Annotated in this window: 18 protein-coding genes; 15 read left to right on the plus strand and 3 right to left on the minus strand. The window is 44.7% G+C overall.

The features are described from left to right. Positions 1–6: 6 nt before the first annotated feature. From OH456_RS20965 to flgA, 8 genes are read left to right on the plus strand one after another with little or no spacing between them, the layout of a single operon-like run. On the plus strand, positions 7–924 hold the full coding sequence (locus OH456_RS20965; protein ID WP_236111574.1) for an OmpA family protein: 918 nt from the start codon (positions 7–9) through the stop codon (positions 922–924). 21 nt (positions 925–945) lie between these two features. Beyond that, positions 946–1,329, plus strand: coding sequence for a flagellar hook-basal body complex protein FliE (locus OH456_RS20970; protein WP_124940746.1), 384 nt, complete (start codon positions 946–948; stop codon positions 1,327–1,329). A gap of 14 nt (positions 1,330–1,343) precedes the next feature. After that, on the plus strand, positions 1,344–3,017 hold the full coding sequence (gene fliF, locus OH456_RS20975; protein ID WP_270034192.1) for a flagellar basal-body MS-ring/collar protein FliF: 1,674 nt from the start codon (positions 1,344–1,346) through the stop codon (positions 3,015–3,017). A gap of 25 nt (positions 3,018–3,042) precedes the next feature. After that, positions 3,043–4,047, plus strand: a complete 1,005-nt coding sequence (locus tag OH456_RS20980) for a FliG C-terminal domain-containing protein (RefSeq protein ID WP_006074317.1) — start codon at positions 3,043–3,045, stop codon at positions 4,045–4,047. A gap of 13 nt (positions 4,048–4,060) precedes the next feature. After that, entirely contained in the window at positions 4,061–5,068 is a 1,008-nt protein-coding gene (locus OH456_RS20985) for a hypothetical protein (protein ID WP_198557442.1), read from the plus strand. Between the two features lie 60 nt (positions 5,069–5,128). Beyond that, positions 5,129–5,413, plus strand: coding sequence for a flagellar biosynthesis anti-sigma factor FlgM (locus OH456_RS20990; RefSeq protein WP_270034193.1), 285 nt, complete (start codon positions 5,129–5,131; stop codon positions 5,411–5,413). Continuing rightward, a complete protein-coding gene (locus tag OH456_RS20995) occupies positions 5,406–5,825 on the plus strand; it encodes a hypothetical protein (RefSeq protein ID WP_236111570.1) in 420 nt (139 codons plus the stop codon). The genes OH456_RS20990 and OH456_RS20995 overlap by 8 nt, the downstream gene beginning before the upstream one ends. Then, the gene (gene flgA / locus OH456_RS21000; RefSeq protein WP_124940749.1) at positions 5,818–6,525 is read left to right on the plus strand and encodes a flagellar basal body P-ring formation chaperone FlgA; all 708 of its coding nucleotides are present in this window, start codon (positions 5,818–5,820) and stop codon (positions 6,523–6,525) included. Before OH456_RS20995 ends, flgA begins: the two co-directional genes overlap by 8 nt. Before the next feature lie 68 nt (positions 6,526–6,593). Here flgA and OH456_RS21005 read toward each other — a convergent pair whose 3' ends face one another. After that, positions 6,594–7,193, minus strand: a complete 600-nt coding sequence (locus OH456_RS21005) for a thiol:disulfide interchange protein DsbA/DsbL (protein WP_270034194.1) — start codon at positions 7,191–7,193, stop codon at positions 6,594–6,596. Positions 7,194–7,256: 63 nt separating this feature from the next. Then, entirely contained in the window at positions 7,257–7,610 is a 354-nt protein-coding gene (locus OH456_RS21010) for a hypothetical protein (RefSeq protein ID WP_270034196.1), read from the minus strand. A gap of 192 nt (positions 7,611–7,802) precedes the next feature. Between OH456_RS21010 and OH456_RS21015 the strand changes: the two genes are divergently transcribed. Beyond that, positions 7,803–8,318 carry a glycine zipper 2TM domain-containing protein gene (locus tag OH456_RS21015; protein ID WP_270034197.1) on the plus strand — a complete coding sequence of 172 codons (516 nt, stop codon included), beginning with the start codon at positions 7,803–7,805 and terminating at the stop codon, positions 8,316–8,318. A 66-nt stretch (positions 8,319–8,384) separates the two neighbouring features. Here OH456_RS21015 and OH456_RS21020 read toward each other — a convergent pair whose 3' ends face one another. After that, complete coding sequence (locus OH456_RS21020) at positions 8,385–10,472, minus strand: flagellar biosynthesis protein FlhA (protein WP_124940753.1); 2,088 nt, start codon at positions 10,470–10,472, stop codon at positions 8,385–8,387. 164 nt (positions 10,473–10,636) lie between these two features. On the opposite strand from OH456_RS21020, the gene lafA reads away from it, so the two are divergent. The 6 genes from lafA to OH456_RS21050 all read left to right on the plus strand — a co-directional run bounded on the left by lafA (position 10,637) and on the right by OH456_RS21050 (position 15,237). Beyond that, on the plus strand, positions 10,637–11,527 hold the full coding sequence (lafA, locus tag OH456_RS21025; RefSeq protein WP_124940754.1) for a lateral flagellin LafA: 891 nt from the start codon (positions 10,637–10,639) through the stop codon (positions 11,525–11,527). Between the two features lie 66 nt (positions 11,528–11,593). After that, entirely contained in the window at positions 11,594–12,916 is a 1,323-nt protein-coding gene (gene fliD, locus OH456_RS21030) for a flagellar filament capping protein FliD (RefSeq protein ID WP_236111563.1), read from the plus strand. 12 nt (positions 12,917–12,928) lie between these two features. Beyond that, positions 12,929–13,333, plus strand: a complete 405-nt coding sequence (gene fliS, locus OH456_RS21035; protein WP_006074328.1) for a flagellar export chaperone FliS — start codon at positions 12,929–12,931, stop codon at positions 13,331–13,333. Further along, the gene (locus OH456_RS21040) at positions 13,317–13,619 is read left to right on the plus strand and encodes a hypothetical protein (protein ID WP_006074329.1); all 303 of its coding nucleotides are present in this window, start codon (positions 13,317–13,319) and stop codon (positions 13,617–13,619) included. The genes fliS and OH456_RS21040 overlap by 17 nt, the downstream gene beginning before the upstream one ends. Then, positions 13,619–14,800, plus strand: coding sequence for a flagellar hook-length control protein FliK (locus tag OH456_RS21045; protein WP_270034198.1), 1,182 nt, complete (start codon positions 13,619–13,621; stop codon positions 14,798–14,800). The genes OH456_RS21040 and OH456_RS21045 overlap by 1 nt, the downstream gene beginning before the upstream one ends. A gap of 2 nt (positions 14,801–14,802) precedes the next feature. Then, positions 14,803–15,237, plus strand: a complete 435-nt coding sequence (locus tag OH456_RS21050; protein ID WP_124940757.1) for a flagellar biosynthesis sigma factor — start codon at positions 14,803–14,805, stop codon at positions 15,235–15,237. Position 15,238: the final 1 nt, after the last annotated feature.

Here is a 15,238-nt window from a genome sequence, read left to right on the forward strand (position 1 = left end):
AGCGATATGGTTAAACCTCGTCATACAAGACTACCGAATTGGTTCGGGGCTCGACTACAGTCTATGTCTGGGGCCTTGTACTTAATTCGTTTGATGATGGTTAGCTTGATAATAGCTAAAGTGATGATGCCTACTCAGGCTCTAGCTCAACGTTATATTGTTCCGTTTGATAGTGTGCAATGGCAATTTAATCAATCTGTTGACCAGTGTGTCTTGCAATCTTTCGACCCTCATACCGGTTTTTCGGTACAGTTTGTTCTACTGGCTGCCAACCCTTTACAAATCAAGGTGGAGAAACGTGGCGTACGCTCACTCCCTTCTTCCACTTCGTTTAATACCACAGAGCCTGTCTGGGGGATTTCTAAATCCTATACCACAACCACCATTGAAAAGATCCAACAGCAAGGTCCCGCTTTAGTCACGGCAGATGGTGCGACGCTACTACTAGAAGACATGGCTAGTGGTGCCTGGTTCAACATTAATGCTATGGATTTTGATATCTATTTCCCGACCACGAATTTCAGGCCCGCACTAGATGAATTTAACCATTGCCGCTTTGGTTTGCCTCCCGTGAACTTTCAACATGCACGCCGCGTTGAACTGCATTTTCAAAGCGGCGCTGTGACCTTAACGGAACTGCAAAAACGTACCATTGATGACATAAGTTCTCTGGTAAAGCGTGACCCTAAAATCGTTAAGATTTTGATAGATGGTTATACCGATAATTCAGGGGATTCCGTGGCGAATCTGCAAATTTCAAAGCAGCGTGGGTCAGATGTTGCACAGTGGTTCGTTGAAAACGGGGTGTCGAAAAAGATGATAGAGATACGTGGACATGGTGATCGCTACCCTAAATATGACAACACCACTGAAGAAGGTCGTGACAAAAATCGTCGCGTAGAAATTCGATTGGTACGTAAGTGACGCAGCGATGGAGAGCGAGTAATGGAAAAAATCAGCGCAATGCAATTACAACAAGAGCTAATTGGCAAAATGCACAATCAGCAACAAATTGCGACCAATCCATTTTCCAATCAAACGATGGTATCGGCAGCGGTAAAGGGGGTTATTCATGACAATACCCAAGTCAACCCTACTTCAGAGAGTGCATTGCAGTTCAGTCATGCGTTAAAAGGGGTGCTGGATACAGTGGACAAATACCAAGCTCACGCGTCTGACAAGATAACCGCCGTAGAATTGGGTAAAAGCGATGACCTTTTAGGCGCAACGGTAGCGTCGCAAAAAGCGCAATTGTCCTTTAACGCACTGATGCAAGTGCGAAACAAAATGGTGTCGAACTTCCAAGACATCATAAAGATGCCTATTTAGGCTAGGGAACGGCGATGGCTGCAGAATTAGAAACAAAACCAGCGTTAGCCAACAATATGGGAGCGGCGAAAGAGAAGCTCAACAAAGCCTCTGGCTGGCTTAATACGTTTTGGCAAAGCTCGCAACGCAACGTCATTATTATCACCATATTCGCCACGATTACGGCGGCGATCATTGTCATAATGCTGTGGACATCGGCGGAGCGGTTTCGGCCCTTGTATAGCAAGTCAGCAAACTTCGATTCTAGCCAAGTTTTGCAGCTCCTCGACGAAGAATCGATACGTTACCAGCTTAGTCAAGATGATGGTCAGATATTGGTTCCGGAAGGTGATGTAGCTAAAATTCGCATGATTCTGGCGTCAAAAGGGTTAAAAGAACAACTGCCAAGTGGCTTTGATTCACTCGATAGTTCAAAAAGCCTTGGTGAAAGCCAGTTTATGGAGAATGCCCGTTACCGTCATGCATTAGAAGGAGAGTTGGCGCGCAGTATAACCACTATGAGTGCGGTCAGCTTGGCCCGGGTGCACCTCGCTATTCCGAAAGAAAGCTTGTTTATGCGTGAAGACGGAGAACAACCAAGAGCGTCTGTTATCGTCCACATCATCAATGGAATGGATCTCAAACCGACTCAAGTTGAATCGGTAATCAATTTGGTATCTGGTGCTGTCATTGGTCTTAAGTCGGAACATGTGAGAGTCGTTGACCAGCACGGCCGCTTATTATCTAACGATGCTACCGTTGGCGATATCACGGTCACCACAGGTAAGCAATCTGACTATAAACGTAACCTAGAAAGAACCTTGGTTGCGCAAGCCACAGATATGCTTACTCCAATTCTAGGTGCCAGTAATTTCCGAGTTCAAATCGCAAGTGATATTGATTTCTCCCGCATAGAAGAGACAGAAGAAATTTATGCTGACCCCGTTGTGCGAAAGGAAACTCTTCTTAACGATGTAAATGAGTCCTCAATGGCTCTGGGTATTCCGGGTGCCTTGAGTAACACGCCCCCAGTGACCGATGGCGAGCCTCAGCCGGAGCCAAACGCTAAGGTGAATCGCAGCGAAACGTCACGAGATTATGCGGTGAGTGGCAAAGTACGTCATATCCAACATCAACAGGGCGTGTTACAAAACCTTTCTGTTTCTATTGTCGTCAATGACTTGGCCAACGCCAATCAAACCTGGACACCGGAAGAGCTTACTAATGTCGAAAATGTGGTTCGCTCTGCAATAGGGTTCAGCGAAACTCGCGGTGACACTATACACATCACACATTTCCCGTTTGTGGTTGCCAGTATTCCAGATCAAGCCCCCGTAGCTTGGTTTGAAAATACCAATATTATGCAGCCACTCAAGTATCTATTGGGTGTGATGTTGAGTGGTTTAATGATCATGGTGGTCTTGCGCCCGCTGACTCAATATTTAACGAAGTCCGCTGAGCAGGAGGAACAAGAAGCCGAGAGCATGGAATACGATGATGTGATTACCAAAGAAGAACGAGCAGCAGAAGCGGCCTTACAGTCGAAACTGGAATCACTAGGCATTGATGCCACGGGTATCAAAGCGTTGGACGACAATTTGCCATCGGCCGATAGCCCGCTAGAGGTGCAGATCAAGCACCTGAAACTTATCGCTAAAGAAGACCCAAATCGAGTAGCCGAGATTTTGCGAACGTGGATTCAGGCATAGCAAAGGATTATCAGAGGGGACGTGTATGGATGACAAACAAACTTATCAGTCTGTGGATGGTGTCGCCATGTTGGTATTGAGTATGGGCGAAGATATTGGGTCTGAGGTTCTCAAAGGATTCACCCATGAAGAGATCAAACAGATTACTCATGCGATGAGTAAAATGAAAGACATTAAGGCTAAAGATGCGCTGGTTTCGTTGTCCGGTTTTTTTGATGATTTTAGAAAGCACTCAGGCATTCTAGGTGGGACACGACAATATATAACCAATGTCTTGGAGAAGACGCTCAACGGTAACTTAGCACGAGATTTGGTATCCGAAATCTACGGTGATGAGATTCGTTCGCACGCAGAAAAACTGGCTTGGATTCCGCCTGATTTGTTAGTCAACGACCTCAAGAAAGAACACATTAATTTGCAGGCGTTACTGATTGCTCATTTGCCACTTGAGTACAGCGCTAGAGTCATGGACGAATACGATGAACAAGAGTGCCACGAGTTGATTCTGCAAATATCCAAAACACAGGTTTTGACCTCTGGGTTAATGGAGACGCTAAAGGACCTTATCGATCGCTGCAAAATCAATTATCACAGCGGCGGATCAGCAAGCCTACAAGGCTCAAAGGTGGTGGCAAACCTTATCAATCGCTATTCCGGCGATAAGAGCAACTTATTCCAATTTCTTCACGATCATGATGAAGAAGCTGCTGAGCTGGTAGAAGAGGCGATGTTTGACTTCTTCACTCTGTTTAATCAAGACCTTGAAACTATCAACCTCATTAATGAAAGAGTCAGTCTTGAGTTATGGGCATACGCCCTTAAAGGGACAAACAAAGATTGCCGCCTGTACATCATCAACTCTATGCCACAGCGGGTTTCTACCGAGCTAAAAGAAAATTTGGTACGTATCGGTGCTGTGCCCGTAAGTCAGGTAGAACAGGCTCGAAAAGAAGTAATCGACATTGTTAAGCAGATGCAGTCTGAAGAGATAATTAAGCTCAACTTTGCCAACGAGCCACGATTGACCTAGTGGGAGAGGTAGGATGAAGTTAACCGGGATTACACAGAGGAAAAATCAGGTCAATCCAGCGAGTGCGGGCAAGATAAAACGTCCGGAAAAGCTTTCGACGCGCCAACCCTCATCAGTCTTATTGCACCAGCAAATGATGCAGTTGAACTTGCAAGAACGCCCCAAGCTTATCGCAGAAGTGTCCGATTCGCACAAGATGTATAGCCGCTTAATGATGGCCGGAGAAGTTCTAAGAACTGTCGCTAGTGAACTTATCAAACTTAGACAGATTGCTGAGTTGGCGCATTACAGTCCAGATCAAGCTAACCAAATCGATACCATCAAGAAGAAGTTACTGTTTTGGAGTCAAAAGCGCTTGTTTGGTCACTATGTCGTGGATTCTAGCTTTGCTCCTATTCAAACCGATAATCCTCTCATTGAATTTACGATACCAGGGCTCGATTTCCAACGAGAGCGTTTGCGAGATGAGGTGGTGTCGCTCTACATCAATAATCGGCTGGTGGCGTTAGCCTTTGAGCGCACAGAAGACCGTGAAGTCTTGTTAGAGCAGTTTAAGATGATGTTTGCGTATGCCCATTTGCAGTTACGACTTAATCAACAACAAGAGTTTGTGATTGGAATGCGAGATGAGCATTGGCGTGCGTGGGACGGCCAAGTTTTCGTTTCCGGACAGGGTGGGCGTTACGCTGAAGGTGCTCCGATAGCCGTTCAAGCTCAAGCCTGTTATCCAGTGCTAGACACCATTGGTCGTTTACTGGTGAATGAATCGGGCGCGATACAACACATCGAAGCACTGCTTGAGCGAGTCAATAAGTTGTATTTAGCGCTATCGAAAGTACTAAAAACAAAAAAAGTACGAGCAAATCAACTCATTGCTTTTTGTACCCATCCTGAATTGGAGCAGTTTGGCAGCTTTAAACAGCATTTAGCAAATAACCCAGAGCTATCGTTGAAGTCCATTCATCGTGGTTTTAGTGGCCCTAGCCGAGACAACGTTATCAAGTTACTGAGAAAAAGGTGAAACAGACGTGAAATATTGCCGTTATAGTTAATTAGAAGTGAGCAAAGTGAGTAACGGGATATGAGTCAAATCAAGGTCGATAATGTGAAGCATATTGTTCCGCATACCCAAGTTGATGTGGTTCAAAACAAAAAGGTTGAGCCAGACCAAAAGGTCAAAGTGAAGCAAATCAATCTGTCACAACATGAAGTGGACTTGTTGGAAAATGCGAAGAGTTTTTTTGACGGAGTTGAAGAAATTGATAGCGCCAAGGTTGAACAAATCAAAGCGCAAATAGCCTCGGGGGAATTGGTGTTTGATATGGATGAGCTAGCGAAAGTTATAGCGAGACTAGACCATGGGTAATAAAAGCACGTTGATAGGCTACATTACCTATGGTCAGCATATTTTGGAGTTTTCTCGCCAGCTATCTTCTGGACTAGACGATATTCGCGCGGCGATACTCAATCGCGAATATCAAAATTTAGAGTCACTTAACCAAACCATCACTTCACTAACTCATCGAATGGCTGAAGCCGACCTAAAGCGCTACGCAATGGCAAAGCGGCTGGGTTGTCAGGACAGGCAATACACCAAAGTGATACAGGCAAAACTACAAGGTGGGGTGCTGCAACGAGTTCAAGCTTTGGATAAGCAGATTGAACAATCAATTGGACAATGTAAGACCAAGCTGGAGCGCCAAGGTAATATCATGCTGATGCAGCACCAAGCGATGGAGGAAGCGCTTGGAAAACATAAGTTAAGGATTAATGTCTAAGACCGGATTATTACTCATATTGCTTATCGCGTACGGCTGCATAACTAATATGCAAGCCGCAGTTGCTTCGAGTTCTGAGCTCGAGCAACACCTTTCCACTCGTATTCATTCGCTGATAGAGCAGACAGTTCGCTATCGTTACCCGCAACAGTATCAACTCGATGTCAGTATTCGTTTTTCAAAAGCTATTCATCAACTCGAGCCTTGCTCAAAACCAGTAGCAATTCATCATCGTAGTGAGATTAAACTGGGAAAGCAGAAGTGGACATTACGATGTGAAGCTCAGAGGTGGAGTTTATCTGCAACTTCGTCAGCCAGCCTCACTATCTGGGCTGTGACAGCCGATAAAGCTTTGCGAAAAGGCCAGCGCTTATCTCCCTCCGACATCGCAATAAAGCCAATTAAACTCTACACCGATAAAAAGGTATTTTTTAAACCCAGTGAAGTTGTGGGAAGTAAATTGAAGCGCTCGGTGAAAAAGGGCGAGCTTCTGACCACATCACGTTTGTATCTTGATTACGATGTGGAGAAAGGTCAGGCCGTTGATGTGGTTTACCAGTCAGAGACGATACGGCTAGAGACGTTGGGAACGGCTCTTGAAAGTGGTTTAGTCGGCGACACGGTATCGGTTCAAAATCAGCAGTCGGGGAAACTGTTGCGAGGTGTAGTGATCAAGAAAAATCAAGTGAGAGTGTATTAACGAAAAAACCTAGAGCGAAGGTGAAGCTCTAGGTTTTTCTTATGCTTGTCTGAGCAGAACTAAAGCCACTACAGCGTGAGCAGGTAATTCACTAATTCGTTGTACTCCTTATAACTTTTAATACCTGTCGGCTGAACGATGTATTTGTTGTTAACTAATACACCAGGTACGCCAGTTAATGTGCTCGCATCAAACTGCTTATCAAATTTCTTCTGCATTGAGTTGACGACAAAACTGTTGTACGCCGAGTCAAAGGCTTTGCCATCAATACCATTGCTGACAAAGATTTGTTTGAGCTCTTGCTCGTTAACTGGTCTTTTGCCTATTTCGTGGATCTGATTAAACATCGCAGGAACCATCTTATCTTCTACCTTTAAAGCAACCATGGTGGCGTACGATTTTGCCATTGGTACTGCCATATCATTGCCCATAAACGCAACGTGAACTTTCTCAAATTTAACGCCATCAGCTAGCGCAGGCTTGAGGTTTTCTACTACAGATTCGAATTTGTAGCAGTGTGGACAATAAAATGAAAAGAACTCGGTTACTTTGGGTGTGGCTGACTTTTCAACATCCAATACCTTGTAGTGAGTACCTTGCTCAAATTTAGCCGCATGAGCCGATACGCTTAGTAGTAGCGCAGAAAAAAGGGTAAACAATGCCTTCATAGGGATAACTCCGAAAAAATAAATAGGGTGCGAAATCTCGCGTTAAATGCTGGGGAAACGGAGTTATGCGATAGGAGGGCGGAAAAGGGTTTGAACTCTGCCAATTGCTTTGCCTATGTCATCAATTGACATTAAGGCGAGCGACGTGGTGCTCGAGTTAAGTACGACCAATGATTGTCCACAAGGAACTTTAAGCAAACAAAATGACGCACAGCATTGATGTGGATTAGCCATTTCCACTTTGTTTGATAGTGCTTTGTTAGAGACAACTGAGTTGGTGTGGCTATCGAGCGTTGAGAGAGAATGGGAAAAGACTTCGTTTGACTCGTTACTGATCGCAACAAAACTCACTACCAGCATAATGACTGATAGGAACAGAGCTAGTGTAACGGTAAAACAACGAGAAAACATGGCCATCAAACAACGATTAGGACGCGAGCATCATACCCTAGGGACATTAAAAATACAGGTTTACCATCACAGTTTGACGCTGCGCTAATAGTGCTCTGACTCTTTACCAGACAATGACATAGAATTCATTCACCGCTGAAATACACGGTTCTTTTCTCCTTATCATGCAGCCGTAGCAACAATAACTAGGAGAATTCCATGAACAAGAAAGCAGTGGCGCTGGTAGTAATCACGATGTTGGCAATGTCTGGTTGTCAAAAAGAGCAAGAAGCTCCAACGGAAGCCAAAATAACTTTTGTAGAAGCGGTGACCAAGGCAATAAAAACACCGCATCAAGAGTGTAATGATGTAGTGGTGACTAGACAGGCTGAAGTTAGAGATGAGAATAAGCTCTTAGGGACGCTAGGTGGGGCGGCCGCAGGTGCTGCACTAGGTAATCAAGTTGGTGGAGGTTCAGGAAAAACCGTCGCAACGGCAGTCGGCACTGTAGCGGGTGCTATGACAGGAAGAAAAATCCAAGAAAATGCTCAGAAGAATAACACCATAAGTACAACAGAAAGACGCTGCACAACAAAATACACTACGTCTACCAAAGTGGTCGGCTACGATGTCACTTATGAAGTCTCAGGTACTCCAACGACTATCCGAATGGATAGTAAGCCAAAGACGGGTACTTTTCCGATTGTTTCAGGGCAAGTTGTTATTCCTCAATAAACGTCTCCACCCCCAAAAAAAGAGCTGATTGATGCCGAGTTATTAACGTAACTCGGTTTTTTGACTCTACTCAACATCGCCAAGTACGTTTAACCCATACTCATTCGGAATTTCATTGTAGCTAAGCACTATAAGCTCTTTGGCAAAAGCCTTAGCTAATTTGGCCACCATAGGTCGTGTGGTTGGTGGAACAACGATAACGGGTGGCAGATTTTGGCTTTGCATGGTTTGTACTATGGTAGGCATACGATTTTGAAACTTCTGTAAGACAGAGGGCTCGACAGGGATGGCATCTAACGGAATATTAGGATCGCTCTGTTGGCTAAGAGAAATCGCGCCCTTAAGCTCATTTTCCAACGCAGAACCGATAATAAAGGCGTTAATGGTTTTGCTGTTGGGTGATACCAAATTTACTATGGTACGTTTTAACGCCACACGAATATTTGATGACAGCAAGATTGGATCTTTGACGGTATCGATACTTTCGATAATGGTATTCGCTATGGTTCGTACATTAATGATTGGCACTTGCTGAGCAAGTAACTGACGAATCACTTGCATTTGCAGGTTCGGTGAAATGATGTTGGCGAGGTTTTCTGCCAGTTCAGGGTGGTGAATAGCGAGTCGATGATTGATTGCCTTAACATCATCATAATTAAAGATATTATCGAGATGTTCACTGCATACTTTACTGACGTGAGTCGCAATTACGTCATACACCTCAATGACTTGAAATCCGAGGTTAATGGCTTTGGTTTTGTCTGCTTGATTAATCCATAGAGCTGGAAGCTGATAAGCAGGGTCGACACCCACGATGCCATCTAAGTCTGGATGATCAATTCGGTTGCCCACTGCCATGGACTTATCGGCATAGACTTCACCACGTTCTATTTCATCACCATCAATGCTAATTGCGTATTCTGAGGGTTTGAGCGCGAGATTATCGGTGATAATCACTTCTGGAATCACAAAGCCAATTTGTTCGCTAAGTGTTTTTCGGCTGCCGCGAATACTCTTGATCAGATTGCCTCCTTTCTTGTTATTGGCAAGAGGCACCAATTTAAATCCCAGAGAGAGTGCTATCACATCGACATTGGGAATGATGCTCCAATCAATTGTGCTTTCATGATTGGTGCGAGGTAAAGAGCCTACATCAGATTCAACCTGTTCAGGGGTAGCCTGAAACTTTGACTGGCGCCAACCGACAAATGCCAGTAGGACAGTGAAAGTATAAAAAGCCAGATGAGGCATATTCGGCACGCTACCTATTACGAACATTACGCCCGCTGCCATATAAAGGTTGTTTGGCGAGGCGAGCAACTGCCTCTTTACGGTTTGTGCCATGTCATTATCATTGTCACTAATACGCGTCACGATAATGGCAGCGGAAGTCGCGAGTAATAGTGATGGGATCTGGGCGACGAGGCCATCACCTATAGTCAGTAAAGCGTAGGTTTGAAACGCTTCTTCTGCAGAAAGTCCATGTTCAAAAATCCCGATCAGCACGCCACCGATCAAATTGATGAACAGGATCAATAGTCCAGCAATAGCATCGCCTCGAACGAACTTACTCGCCCCGTCCATTGCGCCGTAAAACTCCGCTTCTTCACCGACTTCTAAGCGTCGAACTTTGGCTTCGTTTTGGTCTATGGCACCTGCATTGAGGTCGGCATCGATTGCCATCTGTTTCCCTGGTAGCGCATCAAGAGTAAATCGTGCAGATACTTCTGAGATCCGCTCGCCACCTTTGGTGATCACCACAAAGTTAATGATCATCAGAATCACAAACACCACAATACCAACAACGTAGCTACCACCAATAACGACTTCACCAAACGACTGAATGACTTTACCAGCGGCATCGCCACCGTTATGACCCTCAAGCAAAACGATGCGAGTTGATGCCACATTCAGCGTTAAACGAAGCAATGTCGCGACCAGAAGCAGGGATGGAAAAATAGAAAAGTCGAGAACTCGAGTGACGGTACTACTGACCAGCAGTACCACAATAGCTAGCATGATATTAAAGGTAAAAAACGCATCGAGCAGGATCGGTGGCAACGGCAGAATAACCATCGCGAGGATCATGAGTAGTACGATTGGAATCGTTAACCTTGATGCCACTGCCTTAAATACGTTTCCCATAACAGCCATTTTTGTGGTTATTGTTGATTAAAATACTAGGATATTTTTCACGCACTTCTCATTTTTGAGTCTTGCAATTTTAAGGTTTAGTGATTTTTTCGAAAAAAATGAAATGGAATTTTTCCACTGTCGTTAGCAGTTACTGAACAGCAAACACAGATGGGGATCATCAGATGGCTATATCAGTACACACTAACTACGCAAGCTTGGTCACGCAGAACACTTTGCAGTCGACAAACAGTGCGTTAACTAAATCTATGGAAAAACTGTCTACCGGCTTTCGAATTAACTCAGCTGCGGACGATGCGGCGGGTTTGCAAATTGCTAACCGTTTGGAAGCGCAGTCTCGTGGTATGAATGTAGCAATGCGTAACTCACAAGATGCTATTTCGATGCTGCAAACAGCAGAGGGTGCCTTCGATGAGATGACTAATATCGCATATCGAATGAACGACCTAGCGACTCAAGCGGCTAACGGTACGAATACTACAGCAGATTTAGCTGCATTGGATTCAGAGTATCAGCAGTTAGGTGAAGAGCTGGCGAATATTTTGGCAAACACTAACTACGGTGGTAACAACTTGATGAGTGGTACAGGGGCTTTTGATGCCACTATCGATTTCCAGATAGGTAGCACATCAGCAGAAACGTTGACATTCGATACAACGGTTGGCGGAGGGTCATCGGCTCTAGCCGACATTCAGACTTTTGTAGGTACTTCTGGGTCATTAGGTATTGGTGATTTGACAACACAAGCTAATGCACTTGCCGCTATGGATGCTTTGACTGGCGTTCCAGCAACGGCAACGGACAATGGATTTGTCGGTAACCTAGGTGAAATTCGCTCTACATTTGGTGCCACAATCAATCGACTAGAACACACCATTACCAACCTCGGTAATATGACTGAAAATGTGGACGCTTCTAAAGGCCGAATTATGGACACTGATTTTGCCTCAGAATCGGGCAATATGAGCAAACAACAAATGCTAATGCAATCAGGGGCGTCAATGCTTAGTGCATCGAAAATGGTACCTCAACTAGCGATGAGCTTATTAGGATAACCATAGTCACAACATTCCAAGGAGGAGAGAGCTGTACCTCCTTATTGTACTAAAGAGGGAAGGATCATGAACGTTGATGCGGTGCAGCTCGCCAGTAATTTTGCAAGCTTAGATGTGCAGCCTTTTGAGCTGCGCTATAACCAAAAATTGTCAACGATTTCGTCTAAGACTTCTGCCATCAACAAAGTCAAATCTGCATTACAATCTCTCGAAGATAAAATCTACCAGTTTACAAAAACCGGCTCTAGTCTCACTCAAACCTCAACATCAATCTCTAGTGAAGACTACTTTTCGTTAACCACAAGTCCAGGTGCTGAAGACGTTAATCTTGATGTCTTCGTTAAGCAGATGGCTTCTAATCATCAAGTTGTATTTGATGCTAATTCTACCGATCCGAACGATGTTATGGCTGCGGCTGGAAGTTTTTCAGTGACTCAAGGTGGAGTCACGACCAACATCAACATTATGGATGCCGATACCGACATTAGTGGCGATGTCACCTACAGTGAATTTGTCACTTACTTCAACGATCAGTTTGACGGTTCAATTCAAGCAACGTTAGTGAAGTCGCAAGGGGCGATGAAAGTGTTGTTTGGCTCCGACAATGAAGGGGTTGATGCCAGTTTCACCTTATCTGCAGATGCGGCAAGTGGTTGGGATACTACGGTAGCAGCGGCAAGTGCGGCGCCGTTACAAGCTGGTCAAGATGCCATTATTACTCTCGGCAATGAATTTGGTACGCAGCTGACCAGCTCTAGCAATACTTTCGAAGACTTAATAGATGGTGTAGACCTCACGGTTCGCAAAGCCAACACCAGCGGTGATACTGCGACTAGTATCAATATAGGCGATGATATATCAGCCACCGTAGCATCGCTGCAAGAGTTTGTAGACGCCTACAACAACGCCGTCAGCGAAATCACTAACTTGACTCAATCAGGAAACGAAGATGAAGCACGGGGCGTGCTCGCTTCCGATAGCACAATACGCAATATCAAAAATCAATTATCCAATGTTATTAGAGCTGACTATGACGGAACTCGACTCTTTGAGTTAGGGCTGGAAATTGATCGCGACGGCAGATTGAGTTTGGACTCGGGTACGTTTGAAAGTGCGGCTCCTAGCATCGATTTTGAAACACTATTTACAGGTACGGGCGGTGTGTTTGAAGCGTTTGAAACGCAGTTAGAGAGCTATATCGACTTCTCAAATGGCTCGCTCAATCGCCGAATTGATACCTTGAACGATGAAAAAAGTCGTATTAACGACGCTCTATCCGTTTTGGATACGCGTTATGAAACCTATTACAACCGCTACCTTGCCCAGTTTACCCAATTGAACTCACTAAGTAGCCAATTGGATTCTGTTTCCGGACTTTTCACGGTTTAGGGAGAAACCGCCATGCTATTAGGAAAACAGCAACAAGCTAACTATGCCAATGTTCAAGTCGCTGCTAACGCATCGGTCTCATCGAGCTTTGAGTTGATATGTATGCTACATGAGCGTCTGATTCAAGAGTTAGAAAGCGTTAAATACGCGATAGAGCATAAGGATCTCGAGCTCAAATCCAAAGCTTCTCAAAAATCCATTGATATCTTAGTTGGGCTAGACGCTTCTCTCGATTTGTCGACAGGTGAAGCTTTGATTCAGAACATCCATGCGCTCTATGAACATGGTATTGCGACTGTATTTGAAGCATCTAAGGAGATGAATACCGAGCTGATCGACAAGCTTATTGAAGTGATGACTGATCTTAAAGAGGGATGGGAAGGCGCAATGGAGTGGCTTGATGAAGCCCAGTCCTGAGCAAGTAGAACGTCTTGTTCTCAAGCTAGAACAGGCGGTCAAAAACAGACAATTTTCTGAGATAGAAAAGTTAAATCGTTTGCTCAAACAGGTGCTGCTAACCATAGAGCAATCACATCCGAGCTATCTGCCTCTGGTCGTGCGATTGAAAAGTGTTCACAACCAATGCAGAGCATTAGTAGAGCATGAACAAGTCATCCTTAAACAGCAGCTTAGTGACAATTCAAGTCTGCGCGAGCGAGATAAAGCGTATGCCCAGACACAAGTGAGAGCAGGAGAACAGTGATGGAACTGCAAGGGAATATGGCATCAAATAGTTGGGCGACCAATGGATTGGTTTTTGATTTGCTGTCGGCGGTAGATGCGACGGTGAAGAGCAATTCGACCTCTACGGCTCTCAGTTCCTTGTCTTCTGAGCTTGGGGAAACCCGAATGACGCCACTCGCTCATTCATTTCAAACTCTGTTCTCAGTGCTTAATCAGGTGCAGCAATCCTTGCCTATTGAACAAGACGTCGTAGTCTCTGAGAGCGTTATTCGCGGGGTTAATGAGAGCCGTAATTTAGAGTCTGTGAGTCTTGAAGAGCCTACGCGGACGTCAAGTGTTAACTTGCTTCTGCCCGCAGAACAGTTACCGCTTCGACTAAATGAAGTTGCACGCTCAATAGCAGATTCTACTAAAGTGCTAGCAGCGTCATCGCAGTCCCATCTTTTTTCTTTTGAAGCTGACGAGTACAAAAATGATGAAGTGCTAGTGACTTCAAACAATACCTCCTTTTCTCAACAGGTACTGAGTGCTGTGATATTGGATATTAAGGACAGATGGCTACCAAAGGGCCTTCCCCAGACTAATCCTAATTTGCTCAACTTGGAGTCGTCGTTGCCTAGCATTGCGTCTAAGGCTAGCTCTATGAACCCTTGGACACCAGCTAGCTTAAAGCTTAGTACGCAATTACCGCTTGGATCAATCACCCATCAATCCATCGAAGCGCCGTATCTAGCCAATGAAACGATAGCAAGTCGATTAGTACCGACCATTGAGGTAAGTAAAGCGCTTGATGTAGATAGTCAAAGACAAATTCATCAAGTGTTGAGAGATAAAATACAACTTCAATTGGACACCATGAATCAAGCGGCTCGAATACGCTTTGATCCACCTGAGCTTGGAAAAGTGGAGATGCACGTAAGAGTTGATGGCGAGCGGGTCACGATACAAATGAGCGCTACATCTGCTGCCACGCGAGAGGCAATTTTAGCAACGTCAGAGCGTTTGAGGGCGGAGCTCGTCGCACAAAATAGTGAGCTGTCTGAGGTAAATATCTCTTTGGAACAATCGAACTCACAGCAGTTTCAATCTCAAGAGCAGAGCGATTATTCAGAGCAAGAGGTCAGCCCGCAAGCGAATGATCTTCCTTCTCAAGATAACGGCGATGTTTTGGAATATCGTGCATACATTGCGAGGGCTTAGAGATGACTAAAATTATCGTTACGTTCATCGTTACTCTCGCGCTTTCGGTCACAGGTTTCTGGTTGTACCAAAGTAATACGCTGAATATGGAGTCCTTGACTGCTTGGCTTTCACCGAAAGAACCAGAGCCAGCTAAAATGCAGCAGGTTGAAATTCAGCTAGAAAATGTACTGGTGCCTATTAACCTGGGCAATCGACAAAGCTTGCTTTTGCTTGATGTTTCGATGTTTACCCCACAGAAAAATGGCGCATACGTGTATGAGCAATTAAGCCGAATTAAGAACCGCATCATCAAAAAATTCAGTGTCAAAGAGGCCTCTTATTTCTACAACAAACAGTTTATCTATGTGATTCAGGATGATCTCAAAGATGACTTAGATGAACTACCGAGCCTGCAAGTTGGCGATGTACTTGTCACCAAAGCGGTATTTCAATAGG

This window comes from Vibrio sp. La 4.2.2 (assembly GCF_027586995.1).
Classification (GTDB): domain Bacteria; phylum Pseudomonadota; class Gammaproteobacteria; order Enterobacterales; family Vibrionaceae; genus Vibrio; species Vibrio mediterranei.

What these genes read in the sequence shown, in the direction of transcription:
- OH456_RS20965 (WP_236111574.1), top strand. Translation starts at nt 7, where the DNA reads ATGGTTAAACCTCGTCATACAAGACTACCGAATTGGTTCGGGGCTCGA.
- OH456_RS20970 (WP_124940746.1), top strand. Translation starts at nt 946, where the DNA reads ATGGAAAAAATCAGCGCAATGCAATTACAACAAGAGCTAATTGGCAAA.
- fliF (WP_270034192.1), top strand. Translation starts at nt 1,344, where the DNA reads ATGGCTGCAGAATTAGAAACAAAACCAGCGTTAGCCAACAATATGGGA.
- OH456_RS20980 (WP_006074317.1), top strand. Translation starts at nt 3,043, where the DNA reads ATGGATGACAAACAAACTTATCAGTCTGTGGATGGTGTCGCCATGTTG.
- OH456_RS20985 (WP_198557442.1), top strand. Translation starts at nt 4,061, where the DNA reads ATGAAGTTAACCGGGATTACACAGAGGAAAAATCAGGTCAATCCAGCG.
- OH456_RS20990 (WP_270034193.1), top strand. Translation starts at nt 5,129, where the DNA reads ATGAGTCAAATCAAGGTCGATAATGTGAAGCATATTGTTCCGCATACC.
- OH456_RS20995 (WP_236111570.1), top strand. Translation starts at nt 5,406, where the DNA reads ATGGGTAATAAAAGCACGTTGATAGGCTACATTACCTATGGTCAGCAT.
- flgA (WP_124940749.1), top strand. Translation starts at nt 5,818, where the DNA reads ATGTCTAAGACCGGATTATTACTCATATTGCTTATCGCGTACGGCTGC.
- OH456_RS21005 (WP_270034194.1), bottom strand. Translation starts at nt 7,193, where the DNA reads ATGAAGGCATTGTTTACCCTTTTTTCTGCGCTACTACTAAGCGTATCG.
- OH456_RS21010 (WP_270034196.1), bottom strand. Translation starts at nt 7,610, where the DNA reads ATGGCCATGTTTTCTCGTTGTTTTACCGTTACACTAGCTCTGTTCCTA.
- OH456_RS21015 (WP_270034197.1), top strand. Translation starts at nt 7,803, where the DNA reads ATGAACAAGAAAGCAGTGGCGCTGGTAGTAATCACGATGTTGGCAATG.
- OH456_RS21020 (WP_124940753.1), bottom strand. Translation starts at nt 10,472, where the DNA reads ATGGCTGTTATGGGAAACGTATTTAAGGCAGTGGCATCAAGGTTAACG.
- lafA (WP_124940754.1), top strand. Translation starts at nt 10,637, where the DNA reads ATGGCTATATCAGTACACACTAACTACGCAAGCTTGGTCACGCAGAAC.
- fliD (WP_236111563.1), top strand. Translation starts at nt 11,594, where the DNA reads ATGAACGTTGATGCGGTGCAGCTCGCCAGTAATTTTGCAAGCTTAGAT.
- fliS (WP_006074328.1), top strand. Translation starts at nt 12,929, where the DNA reads ATGCTATTAGGAAAACAGCAACAAGCTAACTATGCCAATGTTCAAGTC.
- OH456_RS21040 (WP_006074329.1), top strand. Translation starts at nt 13,317, where the DNA reads ATGAAGCCCAGTCCTGAGCAAGTAGAACGTCTTGTTCTCAAGCTAGAA.
- OH456_RS21045 (WP_270034198.1), top strand. Translation starts at nt 13,619, where the DNA reads ATGGAACTGCAAGGGAATATGGCATCAAATAGTTGGGCGACCAATGGA.
- OH456_RS21050 (WP_124940757.1), top strand. Translation starts at nt 14,803, where the DNA reads ATGACTAAAATTATCGTTACGTTCATCGTTACTCTCGCGCTTTCGGTC.